We start from the raw sequence: 18,071 nt of genomic DNA on the forward strand, positions 1-18,071 counted from the left end.
GCCGCCCTTCGACACGCTACTTCGCAAACGTCTACTTCTTTCCGTCGATCACCGCGACAACCTCATCCCGCGTGTATTCCTTGTTAGCCAGCGCGCCCGTTGGCGTCTTGGCCAGCACCGCGTCCAGCTCTTCAGGCTTCACTTCGAGCACCGGCATGCGGATATCGTGCGGAATCTTCTTCCCGGCCAGCACCTGCTGCGTGACCCAGAACGCAAACGACGAAGCCCCCGGCGGAATGGTCACCGACATGGTCTCGTAGCCGGTCTTCTTCTGCTCCGCCCACCACGCCAGTTCTTCCTGCCGGTTGCCGAGGATGATGATAGGCGTCGGCCGGCCCGCCGCCTTGATGGCCTGCGCCGTACCGAAGCCATCGCCGCCTTGCGTGACCACGCCATCGATCTGCGGCAGGGTCGGCAAGATACCCGCAACCTGCTTCTGCGCCACGGTTTGCGTCCAGTCGCCATGCACCGAACCGACGATCTTCAGGCCCGGGTACTTCTTGAGCTGATCGACGATACCCTGATGAATCTCGTCATCCACGGAAACGCCCGCGAGCCCGCGAATTTCCAGCAAGTTGCCCTTGCCGTTCAGACGCTTCGCCAGATAATCCACCTGCATGCGCCCCATGCCCTGAAAATCCACGGCAATGCGATACGCGCACGGTTCGGTCGCGATGCCGTCGAACGACACGACCGTCACGCCCGCGCCGCACGCCTGCTTGATGACGCCATTAAGCGCGGAGGGCGAGACGGCATCGACGGCAATGGCCTTGAAGCCCTGCAATATGAGATTCTGAATCTGCTGGACCTGTTCGGTCGCCTGACTCTCGGCGGTCGTAAAGGTGGGTGCGGCCGCGACGACCTTTTGCTTTACAGCCGGGTCCGCCACGTTTGACCAGCTCTTCAACATCTGCTGACGCCAGCTATTGCCCGCGTAGTTGTTCGAAAGCGCGATCTTGAGCGACGAAGTATCGCCCGTCGCGACTTGCGCCGATGCGCTTGCCGACAACGCCACGAAGCAGGCGCCGGCAAGAAACGACAATACTGTTTTCACGTTGTTGTCTCCTTGTAGATGTGTCTTTATCGTCCGACGCCACGCACGCTCACGGCCACGGAATAGAGTGAAGAAGTCGCCGCGATGAACAAGCGATCGCGATTCAACCCGCCGAAGGTCAGGTTCGCCACCACTTCGGGAATGAGTATCTTGCCGAGCAACGTGCCGTCCGGCGCATAACAGTGCACGCCGTCTTCCGCGCTCGTCCAGACATTGCCATGTTCGTCCAGACGCAAGCCATCCGGCACGCCGCTTGGCATGTCCACGAACACGCGGCTATTGCGCAGCGCGCCGTCCTTCGCGACATCGAACACGCGGATATGACGCGGCGCGGTGTCGTCGTGCGATGCCGCCGAATCGGCGATGTACAGCAATGACTCGTCCGGCGAGAACGCAAGACCGTTCGGCTTGACGAAGTCATCGCAAACCAGGCGCACGTGCGTGTCGTCGGGGGAGACGCAATATACGTTGCATCGGCCGATCTCGCTTGGCGCACGATGCCCTTCGTAATCGCTCATGATCCCGTAATCGGGGTCCGTGAACCAGATCGCGCCGTGTGAATCGACCACGACGTCGTTCGGTGAATTGAGCCGCTTGCCTTCGTATTCCGATGCAATCACGACGATGCTGCCATCGTGCTCCGTGCGTGTCACGCGGCGCGCGCCATGCTCGCAACTCACGAGCCGCCCTTCGCGGTCGCGCGTATTGCCGTTGCTGTAATTCGACGGCGCGCGATACACGCCCACGCCCATGCCCGGCGCCCAGCGCAACATGCGGTTGTTGGGAATGTCGCTCCAGATGAGCATGTCCGCCGCCGGAAAATACACCGGACCCTCGGCCCACAGACAATCGCCCGTGATCTTCTGCAGTGGCGCATTGCCCTGCATCAGCCACTTGAAACGCGCGTCGTGAATCTCGAACTCTCCTGACTTCATGTGTCTCCTCCTTTTTTGAATCCGTTTCAGCGCACCACCTTGCCGCCCGCGGCCACCGTCACCGCGATGATGAGCACGCCATACACGATGGAGCGCACGCCCGCATCCGCACCTACCGCGTTGAGCACGGCATTCGTGAGAAAGAGGAACATGGATGCGCCCCACACGCCCGTGATGGTCGGCTTGCCGCCTGTCACGAGCGTGCCACCGATCACGACCACCGCAATCGATATGAGCATGTACTCCACGCCCATGTCGAGCGATGCGCCGCCCGATACCGAAGCGAGCAGCAAGGCCGTGAGCGCGGCGATCATCGAAGAAAGCACGTACGCGATGCAGCGCGTGCGATGCACGTTCACGCCCGCAAGCCATGCCGCGCGCGAGTTCTGACCGATAGCGGAAAGCTGGCGCCCATACACCGCGCGATGCAAGAGCACGCCCAGCACGAGGGATAGAACCAGCGCCACGAGCGCGATATACGGCACGTTGAGGAAGCGTCCCGTCGCAAAGGCTCCGAGCGCGGGAGGCGGCGGCGGCAGTTGCCGTCCTTGCGTGATGGCGACCGACTGAATGATGAAGCTCGACGACAGCGTGGCGATGATCGGCGGAATGCGCAGCAAGCGAATCAATGCGTAATTCACGAGGCCGATCACGATCCCCACGCCCAGCACCGCCGCAATGCCGAGTGCAATGCCGCCGTTCGTGCCGCCCATCACGTGCATGCCGACGACGCCCGCAAGCGCTATCGTCGATGGCACCGACAAGTCGATATTGCCCACGCCCGACGTGATGACGAGCATCTGCCCGAGCCCGACGAGCACCATGAAGACGCCGTAAGTGAGCGCGGTCTGCGCGACATTGCTCGCAATGCCGAAGCCGAAGATCACGACGATGGCGAACCACACCAGCACCGCGCCGACGAACGACCAGGCCCAGGGCGCCTGAATGCTCTTGAGGCGCGTCCAAATGCTTCCATTCTTGTCCGCGAGTGTGTTCATCGGCGCTCTCCACGTTGCAGCAGCACGCGCAACGAAAGCACGACGATGAGAATCGCGCCTTGCATGCCGACCTGCCAGTCCGACGAAATGTTGAGGAACGCGAGGAACGATGCCGCGAGCGTCAGCGTGATCGCACCCAGCACCGCGCCGATCACCGACACGCGTCCACCGACGAATTCGCCGCCGCCGAGGATCACGGCCGCGATGGAAAGCAGCGTGTAACGCAGTGCAAGGTTGGCATCGGCGGAAGTGGTGAGACCGAGCAGCGACAGACCCGACAGGACGCCGAACACGCCCGCTATGCCATACAGTGTCGCCTTGCTGCGCACGAGCGACCAGCCGAAGCGGCGCATTGCGCGCGGATTGCCGCCCGCACCACGAATGCGCACGCCCGCCGACGAGCGCATGAGCAGCAAGTGACCGATGATCGCGATCAGCACCGACCACACGATAGGCGCGGCGATGAAGGGCGTCTGATAATTCATTGCGTTGCCGAGCCACGTGGGACTCGTGCCGCCAGGCGACGGCAAGAGCACGATTGCAAGGCCGCTCCACACGAACGAAAGCCCGAGCGTGACGACGATAGACGGTATCTGGCGCAACTCGATGAGCGCGCCGACAGCCGCGTATGCAAGCACGCAACCGACGAGCGTCAACGCGCCGAGCCACGGCGTCTTCACGAGCAGCGTCGCGCCGATGCACGCGACGAGACTCACGAATGGTCCGATGGAAAGGTCGAGGTCGTTCACGGTGATGATCGCAAGCTGCGCAAGCGTGGCGAGCACGATCGGCACGGCGAGATTCAGCAGCAGGCTGGAACCGAAGTAACTCATCACCGTGGGCTGCATGACGAGAATCGGCACCAACACGGCGACGAGCGAGATGGCGGGAAGCAAGGCGCGCAAACGTGCTTGCGTATTCGATGCGTTGGCGCGGGTGTTACTACTGGCGGGCGTCATGCTGCTTGCTCCTCAAAACTCGCCGCGAGCAGCGCTTCTTCCGTGCATTCGTCCGCATGCAGCACACGCGTGACGTGACTCGAACGGAACACGTAAGTGCGGTCGCAGTGCGACAGTTCCTCGTTTTCGGTCGTGTACCAGATGAACGTGCGGCCTTTCGCGGCTTCCGCATGCACGAGCTGATAGATGTCGCGTTTCGTGCCGACATCGACGCCGCGTGTGGGATCGTCCATCAGGATGAGTTCCGCATTCGATGCAAGCGCGCGGGCAAACAGCACCTTCTGCTGATTGCCGCCCGAGAGCGACAAAATGCCCGCGTTCATCGACGCACCGCGTATGCCGATCTTCGCGCGCCATGCTTCGACCACTTCACGGGCCGCCGCGAGATCGACCAGACCGCGCGCGCGTTTCATGCCGCCCGCAAGCCAGCGCAAGTCCAAATTCTGCGCAATCGACCACACCGGGAACACGCCGTCGCGAGCGCGATCGCCCGCCACGAAAGCGACTCTCGCATTATTCGTCGCGGCTTCGTAGATGGCGAGCAACGCTTCGGTCTGCCCTTGTCCCGCAAGTCCCGCAAAGCCGACGACTTCGCCACGCGCGGCATCGACGGATGTCTCGCGTTTGGCACCCAGCGTCCAGCGAAAATGCCGCTCGTCATTGCGCGCGTTCTGCTCGCGCACCGCGCCCGGCGTCTTGTCGGCTTCGAGATGCTGCCCCATTGCCTGGATGATCGATTCGCGCTTCGCATCGTCACGGCCCAGCACGCTGACGATACCGCCATCGCGCATGACCATCACGCGGTCCGCCACGCGCTCTATTTCGCCCAACATATGCGTAATGAGCAGACACGTAATGCCGCTTTGCGCCGCCTTGCGCACGAACGCAAGCAACTGGTCGGCGGTGTGAGCATCGAGCGAAGACGTCGGTTCGTCGAGAATCACGAGACGCACGGGCGCATCCGTCACCGTGAAGCCGCGCGCGATTTCCACCATCTGTTGCTGAGTGAGGGTGAGATCGGAAACGAGCTCATTGCCCTTCAATCCATTGCCGGGAAAAATCTCTTCGAGCTTCTCGCGCATCAACGCCGTGGCGCGACGCCGCCAGCCGCGTCCATGCAATTGCGGGTGCACGACGCACATGTTCTCGGCAACCGTCAGGTTCGCGCATAGCGACAGTTCCTGGAACACGCAGCGCACGCCTGCATCGCGTGCGGAGTTGGCGTCGTAGCCTTCGGCATGCTTGCCGTCCACTTCGATGGTGCCCTGCGTCGGTTCGTACACGCCCGCGAGCACGGCCATCAGGGTGGACTTGCCTGCGCCGTTATGACCGGCAATACCCACGCACTCGCCTTGCAGGAAGGTGAAATCGACATCGGCCAGCGCGCGCACGCGGCCGAACGTCTTGCCGATGCCTTCGAAGCGAATCAGCGCGGCGCGCTTACCGGCATGACCGGTGCCGCCGCTGTTACCGGTATCAAAAGTTGCACTCATTCACGTGCTCCATGTGTGGAGAAAGCGGCGCGGCCCTTTGAGGCATGCGCCGCCATGGAGATCACTTCTTGTCGAGCAGCGCGACGGTTTGCGGCAACGTGTAGGTGACATCGCTGATGCCGCCCGGTGGCGTCGCCGCGAGCTTCGCGGGCAATTCCTGTTGCGAGATTTCAAGCAGCGGCACGTTGATGGTCACTTCCTTCGGGATCTTCTTGCCTGCCAGCACTTGCTGCGCGACCCAGAAAGCAAAGCTCACCGCGCCCGGCGGATTCGACAGCGAACGCGACTGATAGCCGGCTTTCGTCTGCTCATTCCACCAGTTGAGTTCGGGATACGTGCTGCCGATAATCATCGGCGGCGTCGGGCGATTGGCTGCCTTGAACGCCTGCGCGATACCGAAGGACATTTCGCCTTCGGTCGCGACGCCATCCACTTGCGGCAGCGTCGGCAAGATACCCGCCACGGCCTTTTGCGCGACCGATTGCGTCCAGTCGCCATACACGGAGCCGACGAGCTTCATGCCCGGATGCTTCTTCATGCCTTCGAGCACGCCTTCATGCATGAGGTTGTCGACCGAGATGCCGGCCACGCCACGCACTTCGAGGATATTGCCGTTGCCGTTGAGACGCTGCGCCAGAAAATCGACGCCCTGTTCCGCCCAGCCCTTGAAGTCGAAGTTGACGCGATACGCGCAGGGTTCATCGACGATGCCGTCGAACGACACCACGACCACGCCGGCCGCGCATGCCTTCTTGATGGTGCCGTTGAGCGCGGTGGGCGAGACGGCATCGATCACGATGGCGTTATAGCCTTGCAGGATGAGGTTTTGCACCTGTTGCGCCTGCTCCGTGACCTGATTCTCCGCCGTGGTGAACGCGGGCGCGGCGGCGACCTTCTTGTCCTTGACCGCCTGCTCCGACACGGCGTTCCAGCTCTTCAGCATGGACTGCCGCCAGGCGTTGCCGCCGAAGCTGTTGGACAACGCGATCTTCTTCTGCGAGGTATCGCCGGTTGCGACTTGCGCGTGCGCACCGGTTGCGATGAGGCATGAGGCCAGCGCGAGCGCGGCCGTCTTTCCATTGCGGAACATCCTTGTGTCTCCTTTCATGTCGCCTGCTATCGTTGATTGAATTAGCGTTTTGTCAGGCCGAATGCGTATGGACGATCAGGGCGCGTTCGGCCCTCCCCCTGTGTCGAGAGATAAAGAATGGTACGACTGTTCGAGAAAATTGCGGGCGTTGCGCGGGGCGAGGCCGAGGCTTTGAGACGACATCATGATCACACGCCTTTCGTAAGCGCACGGGCGCGGATGCCGGTGCGATGCTTGCCAGGAGTTGCCATTACCTTTGTCTGTCGCGGTCAGGCCAATTGCAGTGGTCAGGCCACTATACCGCCGAGGCAGTATAACGACTGCCTTTGGCTCGCGCAATTCGATTAACGGAACGGGTAAGGAGATGTCTCCGCGAGCGCGGAGCGTGGGCAACGCAACGCCTGACGGAAGATAAGCCTAGCGCGAACGCAAGCGCCGCTCGACCGCGCGGGTCGCGAGCGTCACCGGATAGCAATAAACGAAGAACAACGCGAGCGCGCTCATGTACATGAGCACGGTGAAGCTCGAATGCGCGACCGTCGTGCTGGCGATCTGCGCGGTATCGAGCACGTCGTGAATGCCGACGAGCGATGACAGCGCCGTGCCCATCGTGATGATCGCGTAGACGTTCATCCACGGCGGCAGCATGCGGCGCATGCATTGCGGCAGCACGATCAGCAAGAGAATCTGCCGGCGCGACATGGCGAGCGAACCGGCGGCATCCCATTGCGTGGAGGGAATGGACTGCACCGCGCCGCGAAATACCTCGGCAATATTCGCGCTCGCCGGCAGCGCGAGCGCCGCAACCACCTTGAGCCAGTCGGGAAACGGCACGATATGTCCGCCGAGATCGAACTCGAACGGAAACACATAGGTCGTGAAAAAAATCAGCACGAGCCACGGCGCATTGCGAAACGCCTGCACCCAAAGCCGCGCCGCCCGCCCGACGATACCGCGAGCCAGCGAGAGCGAACCGACGAACACACCCAGCACCGTGCCGAATGTCAACGCGCCGATGCTCACCGCGACATTGATTGCGAAGCCATGCAGCAACGCGGGCAGCCATCGAACGAAATCGGCAAGCAGCTGCGCGCCGGGAATATCGCGCGGCGCCATGAGCCATAGCACGAGCGCGGCCACGGCAATGGTCGCGCCCGCATAGGCGCCGGGTCTATCGCTGACCATAACCGGGCACCGCAAGCCGCCGCTCTATCCAGCGGCCCGACACGTTGACGAGCGCCGTGAGCGCGTAGAAGAACGCGAGTATCAGCAGCATCAACGCGAGTACGTTGTCACGCTGCGTCCAGATCATGATCGATTGATACGTGATGTCTCCTACCGCGATAGCCGATGCAATCGCCGATGCCTTGACCAGTTCCACCGCATTGTTGACGAGCGCGGGCAGCGCCGCGCGTAACGCCAGCGGCAACTCCACGCGCAAGAAGCGCGTCTTGCGCGAGAAGCCGAGCGAGTCCGCGCCTTCGAGCGTTTCGCGCGGCAAGGCATCGAAACCGGCGCGCAGCGCTTCGGCATGAAACGCGCCCTTGTTTATCGAAAGCACGATCACGACCCACAGAAAGGGTTTGAGCGGATTGTCAGCGCCATGCGCCTGCAGATGCTGCGTGATGAGCGTATTGAGCACGAGAAACGCGCAGTACAGTTGCACGATGGTCGGCGTATTGCGCGTGAGTTCGATCACGCCGCGCGCAATGCCTTCGAGCAACGCGCTGCTCGAACGCAACGCCACGAGCAAGACCACGCCGACGATTGCGCTGCCGAGCAGCGTCGCCGCAACGATGCCGATCGATAAGCCGATGCCGCTCACGAACGACGCGCGATCGTAGCTATCGAGCAGAAAGCGGTAGTCGAGTCCCGCGTGCTGCGCGCGTGCAATCAACTCGTGCGCGAACGATGTCATTTCGACGACACCTGCGTCGTGTGCCATTGCGCGAGCGCGGGCGATGGCGGTGCGAGACCGTTCTTCGCTTCGACATCGATCAGCCAGCCTGTGCGATGCCAGTCGCGCACGAAGGTATCGATACGTGCGGCCGTGTCCCTTTCGCCCTGCCGCACCCAGATCACCGAAGGCGCGGGCGCGAGTTCGGGCTGCAAGGTTCGATACGCGCGCCACTCGGGATCGCGCTGTTGCAGCGGATAGAGCAGCGGCGCGGCATCGTGAACCGCGGCTACGCAGTTGCCGCCCTTCAGCGCGAGCAAGGACTCGGCCGCGCCGGGAAACGCGCGCGGAATCGCGCCATACTTTTCGACCACGGGCTTGATGTAGCTGCTGCCCTGCGAGATGCAAACCGGTTTGCCGCGCAGATCTTCCCAGCGCGTGATGCCGCTCGTATTCGCCGTGATCGCCGTGCCGCCCACTTGATAGTAAGGCGTCGCGACATGATCGAGAATCTCGCCGCGCTGCTCGGTGAATTCCATATTGGCGACGAGTATGTCCACCTTGCCCTGCTGCAAGAACTGCACGCGCGTGGAAGGCTGCACTGAGACGAGTTGCGCGTTCACGTTCAGACGCTTCGCAATGTCCTGCGCCAGATCGACATTGAAGCCACGCAGCTTTTGCGTGGCTGGATCGATGGAACCGAATGGACCGCCTGTGATCATCACGCCCACGACGATCTCATGACGCGAGTCGATGCGATCGAGCGTGGCATCCGCGTGCGCCGTTCCTGCGCTGACGCCTGCGAGAGTCAGCGCGGCGAGCGTCGCGCGCTTGAGCTTGAAAATAAGAGAAGATTGAAGCGATACGGCAGATGACATCGAAGCCTCGGCTTGCATGTTCGAGTTGCGGGACACGCTAGCGTAGGCACAGCGCCGCGCGCTGCAAACGAATCTGATCTGCTAAGGAAAGCACGCGCCGAGAAAAGCGCCGTCACGCCGCATATAAGGTTGTGAAGATTGCTTCGTTCGGAAAGCATCGCGCCATTCCTACAATGGGCCTCTCACCCAAGAGGTAGCGCCGAAGCGCCCGAATGATTCCACTTTCTAGCCACGCATGATGTCTCTCGTCTACGGGCGCGCCGTCGCCAGACTCGATATGGAACCGCTAGCGGGCCTCGTCACGATGCGCGACGTCCATCTGTCGTATGGGACCACGCCCGTGCTGCGCGGTATCGATCTGAGCGTGAAGCGCAATCAGGCCGTATCGATCATCGGGCCTTCGGGCTCGGGCAAGTCGACGATACTGCGTTGCATCAACGGCCTCATCACGCCCGAGCGTGGCGAAGTGCGCGTAAACGGTGTGGATGTCGCGGCCTTGACGCGCGACGAGCAGAAGATCGAATTGCGCAAGCGCATTGGCTTCGTGTTTCAGCAATACAACCTCTTTCCGCATCTCACCGCGCTCGAGAACCTCACCATCGCGCCCGTCCGCGTACTCGGCACGAGCCGCGCCGAAGCCGAACACACGGCGCGCGCATTGCTTGCCAAGGTGCGTCTCGCCGATAAAGCCCACGCGTATCCCGGCGAACTCTCGGGCGGACAGCAGCAACGCGTGGCCATTGCACGCGCGCTTGCCATGCGGCCCGAACTCATTCTCTTCGACGAAGTGACCTCCGCGCTCGATCCGCAAACGGTCGGCGAAGTGCTGAATGTAATCGGCGAACTCGTGGACGAAGGCCTTACGTGTGTGCTCGTCACGCACGAGATGCGCTTTGCCGAGGACATCAGCGACCGCGTGGTCTTCACCGAAGGCGGCGTGATCGTCGAGGAAGGCACACCCGCACAACTTTTTCATGCGCCGCGCGACGAACGCACGCAGCGCTTTCTCGACAGCGCGGGCACACGCGTGCGGCGCACGCGTTCGCGCTCATCCCTGACGCTAGCATCGAATCAATCGTGACGACACCCTCCATCGCCCCTCACATCACGCAGCGCGTCGATACGCTCGTCGCTCAAACGCATGCCATTCTCGAACGCGATGGGCTCACGCGTAACGCGCTCGCCAACATCGCGGCCGCATTGCAGACACTTGCAGACCAGCCCGAGCTTTTCACCCGCGAAGCCTTTCCTCCGCCCGATCCGGCCAGTGGCGATACGTCGACGCGCTACCGTCTCAATCCGGGCAGCGATGGCATCGCGCTCTATTTGAACTCGCTGTTGCCCGGCAAGGCGACGATCCCGCATAACCACGACACGTGGGCCGTGATCGTCGCGGTGGAAGGCAGCGAGTTGAACCGCGTGTATCGCCGCACGGACGACCGCAACGACGAGGACCGCGGGAGCGTCGAGGTGGACCGCGAAGTGCTGGTCGAACCGGGCACGCCCATCGCTTTCCTGCCCGACGATATCCACAGCATCCACGTGACCGGCGAGCAGCCGACGCTGCACTTCCATCTCTACGGCAGGCCGCTCGAAACGCTCACGGGACGTCTCGGTTTCGAAAACGGCAAGATCGTTCGATACAACCAGACGCATCTGCACCATCAGACCCAGGCGGTCGGCTGATGACGGACGAGCGTACCGCGCTCGCCACGCGGCTCATGCACGCGGGTCTCGCTGGCTTCGAGAATGGCGCGGCGCCGGTGAACATGCCTGTGGTACGCACGAGCACCGTGCGCTTTGCCAGCAGCGCCGACTACGAGCGGTTGCACAAACAACGCCACGATGGCGAGGATGTCGCGACTTACGGCCGTCATGGCACGGCGACGCATCGAGCGCTCGAAGCGGTGATCGGCGAACTCGAAGGCGCGGCGCACGCGTTGCTCGCGCCATCGGGTGCATCCGCGATTACGCTGGTGTTCCTGGCGTTGTTGTCGCCGGGCGATCACGTCTTAATTCAGGACAGTGTGTATGGCCCGGTGCGCGAGCGCATCGAGCCTCTGCTTGCGCGGTTCGGCATCGCAGCCACTTACTTTGCCGCGCAAGACGGGCCGCCGCGCCATGCGTTGCGCGCGACGACGCGGCTCGTCTATGTCGAGTCGCCGAGTTCGTTTCTGTATGAGGTCGTCGATCTTCCCGCGTTCGGTGCGTTCGCCCGCGAGCACGGCCTCTTGCTCGCCGCGGACAACACGTATAGCGCCGGCGTTCTGCATCGACCGCTCGAACACGGCGCGCATATCTCCATTCAGGCGACGACGAAGTACATAGGCGGACACTCGGACATCATGCAGGGTGCGGTTGCAACGAACGACCGCGCGCTTGCACTGCGTCTGCGCGATACCCACGATGCTCTCGGCCTGGCTGTCGGCGCGGACGATGCCTATCTGGCGCTGCGTGGCGCGCGCACGCTCGGCGTGCGGCTTGCGCAACATGCGCGGCATGCGCTGGCCATCGCTGAATATTTGCAGACGGAGAGCGCGGTCGCGCGTGTCTATCATCCCGCGTTGCCGGACGATCCGTCACACGCGCTTTGGCGTCGTGATTTTCAAGGCGCGAACGGTCTCGTGTCGTTCGCATTCGCACGCGGCAAGACGCCCGATGCAGCCCGCGCCTTCGTCGATGCCCTGCGTCTCTTTGCGCAAGGCGCGTCGTGGGGCGGCTTCGAAAGCCTTGCGCTCATCGCCCCTGCATCGCGGCTTCGCGTGCATGGCTATTTCACTGAAGATGCGCCGGTCGTGCGGCTGCACGCGGGTCTCGAAGACCCCGCCGATCTGATCGACGATCTTCGCCGTGCCTTCCGGCTCACCTGTACCTGACCTCCCATGCCTTCATCATTTGACGCCGTGCGCTTCATCGACGCCGAAACGCTACGCCAGTGGCTCAACGACGGCCGCGAACTCGCGCTGCTCGATGTGCGCGAAGCGGGCCAGTTCGGCGAAGGCCATCCATTTTTCGCCGTACCGTTTCCCTTCAGCCGGCTCGAACTCGATGCGCCGCGCCTCCTGCCGCGCGCCGATGTGCGCATCGCGCTATGCGACGATGGCGCCAACGAAGACGCCGTGGCGCGTCGCGCGGCAGCCCGTCTGCAAGGGCTCGGCTACGGCGATATCGCGATCCTGCAAGGCGGCACGGCCGCATGGCGGCAAGCAGGCTATACGCTCTTTCGCGGCGTGAACGTGCCGTCGAAGACCTTCGGCGAACTTGTCGAACACAAATACGGCACGCCGCATGTCGGCGCCGCGCAACTGCAACGCTGGCGCGCCGAACGCGGCGGCTGTCCGATCTCGCTCATCGACTCACGCACGCGCGACGAACATCGCAAGATGGCGATTCCGGGCGCGGTGTGCGTGCCGAACGGCGAACTGGCGGCGCATATCGACGCCTTCGCGGGCTCGCCCGATACGACCATCGTCGTGCATTGCGCGGGGCGCACGCGCAGCATCATCGGCGCGCAGACCTTGCGCAATCTCGGCATCCGTCGCGATGTCTTCGCGCTGGAAAACGGTACGCAAGGATGGGCGCTCGCCGGTCTTGAGCTGGAACACGGCAGCACGCGCAGTTACGCGGACATCATCCCGAGCGCGGCAAGCGCGCACGACGAGGCCAAGGCACGCGAGCGTGCGCAAGCGCTTGCGCGACGCTTCGGCGTGATTGCGCTCGATGAGGCGAACGCGAACCAGTGGCGTCGCGATACCGCACGCACGACCTATCTGCTCGATGTCCGCACGCCGGAGGAATACGCGCGCGATGGTCTGCCCTTCATTGCCCATGCGCCGGGCGGTCAGCTCGTGCAAGCGACGGATCAGAGCGTGGCGGTGTGTCATGCGCGTCTCTTGTTGATCGACTACGACGGCATCCGCGCGCCGGTCATCGCTCACTGGCTCGTGCAATTGGGCTACGAAGCGGCGACCGTCGACGTGGCCATCGTGTCGAAGTGGAATACGCATGCGCCCGCTGCCGCTGCGCTGGATCGAACCGATCTCCTCGAAGAAGCGCCATCCGCGAACGCAATCGTGCTCGACCTGCGGTCGAGCGCGGCGCATGAGAAAGGCCGGCCGGTTGGCGCGCGCTGGACCGTTCGCCCGCGCGTCTTCGATACGTTGACCGCCTTGCATGCGCGCCTCGACACGCCGCTGGTTTTGTTTGCCGATGCAGCGTCGGAAGCATCGGCGCGTCTCGTCGCCGCCGATCTGCGCGAAGCAGGTTTCGCCGATATCGAACTCGCCGCGTTTGGGCTCGATGCGTGGGAGCAACGTGGCTTGCCCGTGGATCGCGATGCCGTGAAGTTGCCGCAAGAGACGCGCATAGACTATCTCTTCTTCGTGCATGACCGTCATGATGGCAACCTCGATTCCGCGCGCGCGTATCTCGCATGGGAGACGGGGCTGATTGCGCAATGCGAGCCGGACGAGCTCGCCGCGTTCAAGGTCGGCCGGGCGGCGGAACTCGTCTGACGCCGCTTCGCCTTACATGACGAAGCGGGTCGCGCGCTTCAGCTAGCCGGCTGTGCATCCGTTTTCTCATGGAGCCGATGCGCGTAGCGCGAGGCGTCGAAATCGGCGGGGACGTCGCCATGCATGCGCGCTTCGTGCACATCGAGGTCTTCGAGGAACAAATCTTCGCTGATGCGCCGGATCACGGCCGGTATGTCGCGCTTCATGCTCGGCACGTCGCCGACGGGCACGCCACGGCTCACGAATGCCGCCGGATTGAACACATGAATGTTCTTCAGAAACGGCGCGCTGCCCGGCGTTTTCTCGAGATATTCCAGTGCATCTCCAAGATACGGATGCGCGCCGAGGGCGTCGTCGCGTTCGTCGGCGGCAGCGTCGTATCGATCGCGCCAGAGCAGAACGTGATCGGCTATCCGCGCAAGCTCGGGCCGTGCATGCAGGTCCACCGCGTAACCCGTGCCGGCGATGACGAAATCGAACGCGAACGTTTCGTCGCCGACTTGCGCCTTCACTTGCTTGCCCGCGGCTTCGGCATGCTGCCAGGGCGCGCCGAGATGCAAATGAAAATTGTCGAAGCGCGCGACGCGATCGATCGCATCGGCGGGCGCGGTCGAACCGGCGCGTCTGAAGCGCAGGGCGAGCTTCCAGCGCGTGGCATCGGGCAGAGCGGGGAAGTTGTCGTAGGCGCCGGGGTATGCCTTCGCGCGGCTCACGGGCACCGAAGGCAGCGACGCACGCCGCACGAACAGATGCACGGTGGCCGCGCCGGATTCGAGCGCGGTCGCGGCGGCATCGAAGGCCGAAGCCGCCGAGCCGATCACCGCCACCGACTTGCCGCGCAACGCGTTGAAATCGATCGCGTCGGTGGTGTGAGCAACGTGCGTGGCGGGCAGACCGGCGAGCGGCGGCACGATATTCGGCCGCCGTTGCCCGCGACGCCATTGCCTAGGATTACCTTGCGCGCGGTCTCCACGCGCGTCTGAGTGCCTTCGTCGGTCCGCACCGAAAGATGCAGCCGGAAATGCGTGCCCAACGGTTCGATCAGCGTCAGGGTCGTGCCGTATCGAATGGGAATGGCGAGAAAGTGCCGGTACCACGCGAGGTATTCGGCCCATTGCTCGCGTCCGATGCGCTCGATATCCGCATACGACGCTTCGCCATGCCGCGCCTCGTGCCACGCCTGAAAGCTCAACCCCGGCAAACCGGCCTCGGGTCCAGCGAGACTTTTCGGCGTGCGCAGGCGATTCATCCGCGCATAGGTTTGCCAGACGCCCGCACGCGTATCGTCAGGCGCGGCATCGATCACGCTCACCCGCCCGATGCCCGCGCGCCGCAGCCCGAACGCGAATGCCGCGCCCGTCTGGCCGCCGCCGACGATCACGACGTTATGGTCGATGCCCTCGCGGCTCGCGACCCAGTCGTCCGGATCGGGACCGATGAGGCGCAGCGTTTCGCGTGCTTGCTGATCGAAGGCTTGGGTCATGGAACGGGGCATCCTGGGATTGTCGGGATACCGAGTATCGAGCCGCGGATTGGCGGTGCAAACGAAGGAATCGTGCTTTTCTAATGAGCACGCCGCGAACCGCGCCCATATCCTTATGCCAATCCGCTATTTCGCTTGCGCCCCGCGCGGTGATAGCCTCGAACGCCTGTAAAACCGAAGGAAGACCGCACGACATGAAGACCTATCCCGTTCGCACCTTCGAGGACGTGCGCGAGCGCTTGCTTGCCCGCCAGGAGATCGCGCTGCTCGACGTGCGTGAAGAAGATCCGCATGCGCAGAGCCATCCGCTTTTCGCAGCCAATTTTTCGTTGACGCGTCTCGAACTCGACGTGCATGCGCGTCTGCCGCGCCGCGATGTGCCGATCGTTCTCTTCGACGCCGGCGAAGGTCTCGCCGTGCGCGCCGCCGACAAGCTCGACGCGCTCGGCTACACAAACATCGCGCTGCTCGCAGGTGGTCTCGATGGCTGGATTCGCGCGGGCGGCGAAGTCTTTCGCGATGTCAACGTGCCGAGCAAGGCCTTCGGCGAGTTCGTCGAAGCGAAGCGTCACACGCCTTCGCTTTCCGCTGAAACGCTCGACGCGCTGCAGAAGAACGGCGACGATCTCGTCGTGCTCGACGCACGCCGCTTCGACGAATATCAGACCATGAACATTCCGGGCAGCGTGAGCGTGCCCGGCGCGGAACTCGTGCTGCGCGCACGCGCGCTCGCGCCCGATCCGGCTACGCGTATCGTCGTGAATTGCGCGGGGCGCACGCGCAGCATCATAGGCGCGCAATCGCTCGTGAATGCAGGGCTGCCGAACAAGGTGGCGGCGCTGCGCAATGGGACCATCGGCTGGACGCTCGCGGGGCAGACGCTGGAACACGGCAGCAAGCGCCGTTTCGAGGATGACACGGGACGCGCGCCTCGCGATCTGCAAGCGTCACGGCAGGCCGCGTTCGCCCTTGCGCAACGTGCAGGCGTTCGACGTTCCTCGCTCGATGAAGCCGCGCGCTGGGCGCGCGATACGTCGCGCACCACGTATCGTTTCGATGTACGCACGCCAACCGAATACGAAGCCGCGCACGCGCCCGGTTTTCAGAGCGCGCCGGGCGGTCAGCTCGTGCAGGAAACGGAGATGTTCGCGCCGGTGCGCGGCGCGCGCGTCGTGCTCTTCGACGATGACGGCGTGCGCGCCAACATGACCGCCTCATGGCTCGCGCAGATGAACGTCGAAGCGTATGTCGTCGATGAAGCCGGCCCCGATGCGTTGACCGAGAGCGGCCCGTGGCGTCCCGAACGGCCCGCGCCCGCTCCCGTGCCGACCATCGCGCCGAAGGAATTGTCGGCTTTACTCGACGATCCCGCGAGCGGCGTCGTGTTGCTCGACGTTGCACCGAGCGCAAACTACGTGAAGGCGCATATCGTCGGCGCGCACTGGATTCTGCGTTCGCGCATCACGCCCGCTCACGACGATCTGCGCGACCTTCCCGATGCGAAGCGCTACGTCGTCACATGCGGCACGAGCGCGCTTGCGCCCTACGCCGCAGCTGAAATCGCGACGCTCACGAACAAGCCCGTGCATGTGCTCGAAGGCGGCAACGCCGCGTGGGTGCGCGCCGGTTTGCAGACCGAAGGCGGGGAAGCACGGCTTGCGTCGCCACGCATCGACCGGTACCGCCGTCCGTATGAAGGCGTGGGCAATGCGCGCGAAGCCATGCAGGCTTATCTCGACTGGGAATACGGCCTCGTCGCGCAACTGGAGCGCGATGGCACGCATGGGTTTTTCGTGGTGTGATGCCTGGAGAAAGGCGCGTGGTCGGTTCTTATGGCGACGCGCCTTTGCGCAATGGCCGCGAACGGTCTTTATATCAATGGTCGGGGTTCCAGGCTGCGTTGGGTTTTGGATCGCGGCGCATGCCCGTGTTCGCTCGATGAACCCGAGCCGAGGTTGGCATGACATCGTCCCGTACGTTCTAATGCGGAAATACGCGAAAAACGTCCAAACCCCAGCCCTCACGACCGCCGCAGAACCCGCGACAAAACCGCCTCCTCCAACTCCGCAAACCCCTCCGCCGCACGCGAGCGCGGACGCGGCAGCGCCACTTTCGTATCCAGCGTGATACGCCCTTCCTCGATCAGCACCACGCGGTCGCCAAGCGACACCGCTTCCTGCACGTCGTGCGTGACAAGCAGTGCGGTGAATCGATGCTCTCGCCACAGCCGTTCGATCAACCCGTGCATTTCGATGCGCGTCAACGCATCGAGCGCACCGAGCGGTTCATCGAGCAGCAGCAAGTCCGGCCGATGCACCAGCGCCCGCGCCAGCGCCACGCGTTGCCGCTGACCGCCCGACAACTGCGAAGGCCAGTCGCGTTCGCGCTCGGAAAGGCCCACTTCAGCAAGCGTCGCGCGGGCTTCGTCACGCGCCGAACGCGGCAGACCGAGCATCACGTTGTCGAGCACGCTCTTCCACGGCAAAAGACGCGCGTCCTGAAACATGATGCGAACCTGCAACTCGGCATCCGGCGTGGCGGCCCGGCGTTGCAGCACGCCAGCCGTGGTCGCTTCGAGGCCGGCGATCAGCCGCAGCAGCGTGGACTTGCCGCAGCCGCTGCGTCCGACGATCGACACGAAACTGCCGCGCTCGATCGAAAAATCGAGCTTCGACAACACCGTGCGCTCGCCGAAACGCTTCTCCACGCCTTGCAGCGATACCGCGAGATCGCCCTCTGCCGCACGCACGACCGAGCCTGGACGAGGAGC

Annotated in this window: 15 protein-coding genes and 1 pseudogene; 5 read left to right on the forward strand and 11 right to left on the reverse strand. The window is 63.5% G+C overall.

Annotated elements, in window-relative coordinates; genetic code table 11:
* Nucleotides 1-31 precede the first annotated feature (31 nt).
* The 9 genes from P9292_RS10030 to P9292_RS10070 all read right to left on the reverse strand — a co-directional run bounded on the left by P9292_RS10030 (nucleotide 32) and on the right by P9292_RS10070 (nucleotide 9,304).
* Nucleotides 32-1,054, reverse strand: a complete 1,023-nt coding sequence (locus P9292_RS10030) for an ABC transporter substrate-binding protein (protein WP_250469236.1) — start codon at nucleotides 1,052-1,054, stop codon at nucleotides 32-34.
* 26 nt (nucleotides 1,055-1,080) lie between these two features.
* On the reverse strand, nucleotides 1,081-1,989 hold the full coding sequence (locus P9292_RS10035; RefSeq protein WP_250469235.1) for an SMP-30/gluconolactonase/LRE family protein: 909 nt from the start codon (nucleotides 1,987-1,989) through the stop codon (nucleotides 1,081-1,083).
* Nucleotides 1,990-2,015: 26 nt separating this feature from the next.
* A complete protein-coding gene (locus P9292_RS10040; protein ID WP_309958727.1) occupies nucleotides 2,016-2,987 on the reverse strand; it encodes an ABC transporter permease in 972 nt (323 codons plus the stop codon).
* Nucleotides 2,984-3,946 (reverse strand): ABC transporter permease, encoded by a 963-nt coding sequence (locus tag P9292_RS10045; protein WP_250469233.1) that lies wholly within the window; start codon nucleotides 3,944-3,946, stop codon nucleotides 2,984-2,986. Before P9292_RS10045 ends, P9292_RS10040 begins: the two co-directional genes overlap by 4 nt.
* On the reverse strand, nucleotides 3,943-5,439 hold the full coding sequence (locus P9292_RS10050) for a sugar ABC transporter ATP-binding protein (RefSeq protein WP_309846912.1): 1,497 nt from the start codon (nucleotides 5,437-5,439) through the stop codon (nucleotides 3,943-3,945). The genes P9292_RS10045 and P9292_RS10050 overlap by 4 nt, the downstream gene beginning before the upstream one ends.
* Nucleotides 5,440-5,500: 61 nt before the next feature.
* On the reverse strand, nucleotides 5,501-6,529 hold the full coding sequence (locus P9292_RS10055; RefSeq protein ID WP_309958728.1) for an ABC transporter substrate-binding protein: 1,029 nt from the start codon (nucleotides 6,527-6,529) through the stop codon (nucleotides 5,501-5,503).
* A 417-nt stretch (nucleotides 6,530-6,946) separates the two neighbouring features.
* A complete protein-coding gene (locus P9292_RS10060; protein ID WP_250469230.1) occupies nucleotides 6,947-7,714 on the reverse strand; it encodes an amino acid ABC transporter permease in 768 nt (255 codons plus the stop codon).
* Entirely contained in the window at nucleotides 7,701-8,474 is a 774-nt protein-coding gene (locus P9292_RS10065) for an ABC transporter permease subunit (protein ID WP_404989385.1), read from the reverse strand. The genes P9292_RS10060 and P9292_RS10065 overlap by 14 nt, the downstream gene beginning before the upstream one ends.
* On the reverse strand, nucleotides 8,444-9,304 hold the full coding sequence (locus P9292_RS10070) for a transporter substrate-binding domain-containing protein (protein ID WP_309958729.1): 861 nt from the start codon (nucleotides 9,302-9,304) through the stop codon (nucleotides 8,444-8,446). The genes P9292_RS10065 and P9292_RS10070 overlap by 31 nt, the downstream gene beginning before the upstream one ends.
* 235 nt (nucleotides 9,305-9,539) lie before the next feature.
* Between P9292_RS10070 and P9292_RS10075 the strand changes: the two genes are divergently transcribed.
* From P9292_RS10075 to P9292_RS10090, 4 genes are read left to right on the forward strand one after another with little or no spacing between them, the layout of a single operon-like run.
* The gene (locus tag P9292_RS10075) at nucleotides 9,540-10,385 is read left to right on the forward strand and encodes an amino acid ABC transporter ATP-binding protein (protein ID WP_309958730.1); all 846 of its coding nucleotides are present in this window, start codon (nucleotides 9,540-9,542) and stop codon (nucleotides 10,383-10,385) included.
* On the forward strand, nucleotides 10,379-10,990 hold the full coding sequence (locus P9292_RS10080) for a cysteine dioxygenase (protein ID WP_409015153.1): 612 nt from the start codon (nucleotides 10,379-10,381) through the stop codon (nucleotides 10,988-10,990). The genes P9292_RS10075 and P9292_RS10080 overlap by 7 nt, the downstream gene beginning before the upstream one ends.
* The gene (gene metC, locus P9292_RS10085) at nucleotides 10,990-12,180 is read left to right on the forward strand and encodes a cystathionine beta-lyase (protein WP_309958731.1); all 1,191 of its coding nucleotides are present in this window, start codon (nucleotides 10,990-10,992) and stop codon (nucleotides 12,178-12,180) included. Before P9292_RS10080 ends, metC begins: the two co-directional genes overlap by 1 nt.
* 6 nt (nucleotides 12,181-12,186) lie before the next feature.
* On the forward strand, nucleotides 12,187-13,818 hold the full coding sequence (locus tag P9292_RS10090) for a rhodanese-like domain-containing protein (protein ID WP_309958732.1): 1,632 nt from the start codon (nucleotides 12,187-12,189) through the stop codon (nucleotides 13,816-13,818).
* 38 nt (nucleotides 13,819-13,856) lie between these two features.
* Here the strand turns inward: P9292_RS10090 and P9292_RS43150 are convergent.
* Nucleotides 13,857-15,313: pseudogene (locus P9292_RS43150) on the reverse strand (NAD(P)-binding domain-containing protein).
* A 182-nt stretch (nucleotides 15,314-15,495) separates the two neighbouring features.
* Between P9292_RS43150 and P9292_RS10105 the strand changes: the two are divergent.
* Nucleotides 15,496-17,103, forward strand: coding sequence for a rhodanese-related sulfurtransferase (locus P9292_RS10105; protein ID WP_250494493.1), 1,608 nt, complete (start codon nucleotides 15,496-15,498; stop codon nucleotides 17,101-17,103).
* 218 nt (nucleotides 17,104-17,321) lie between these two features.
* Here the strand turns inward: P9292_RS10105 and P9292_RS10110 are convergent, their stop codons facing one another.
* Nucleotides 17,322-18,050, reverse strand: coding sequence for an ATP-binding cassette domain-containing protein (locus P9292_RS10110; protein ID WP_309958764.1), 729 nt, complete (start codon nucleotides 18,048-18,050; stop codon nucleotides 17,322-17,324).
* Between the last annotated feature and the right edge of the window lie 21 nt (nucleotides 18,051-18,071).

It is taken from the genome of Caballeronia sp. LZ001 (genome assembly GCF_031450875.1).
GTDB lineage: Bacteria > Pseudomonadota > Gammaproteobacteria > Burkholderiales > Burkholderiaceae > Caballeronia.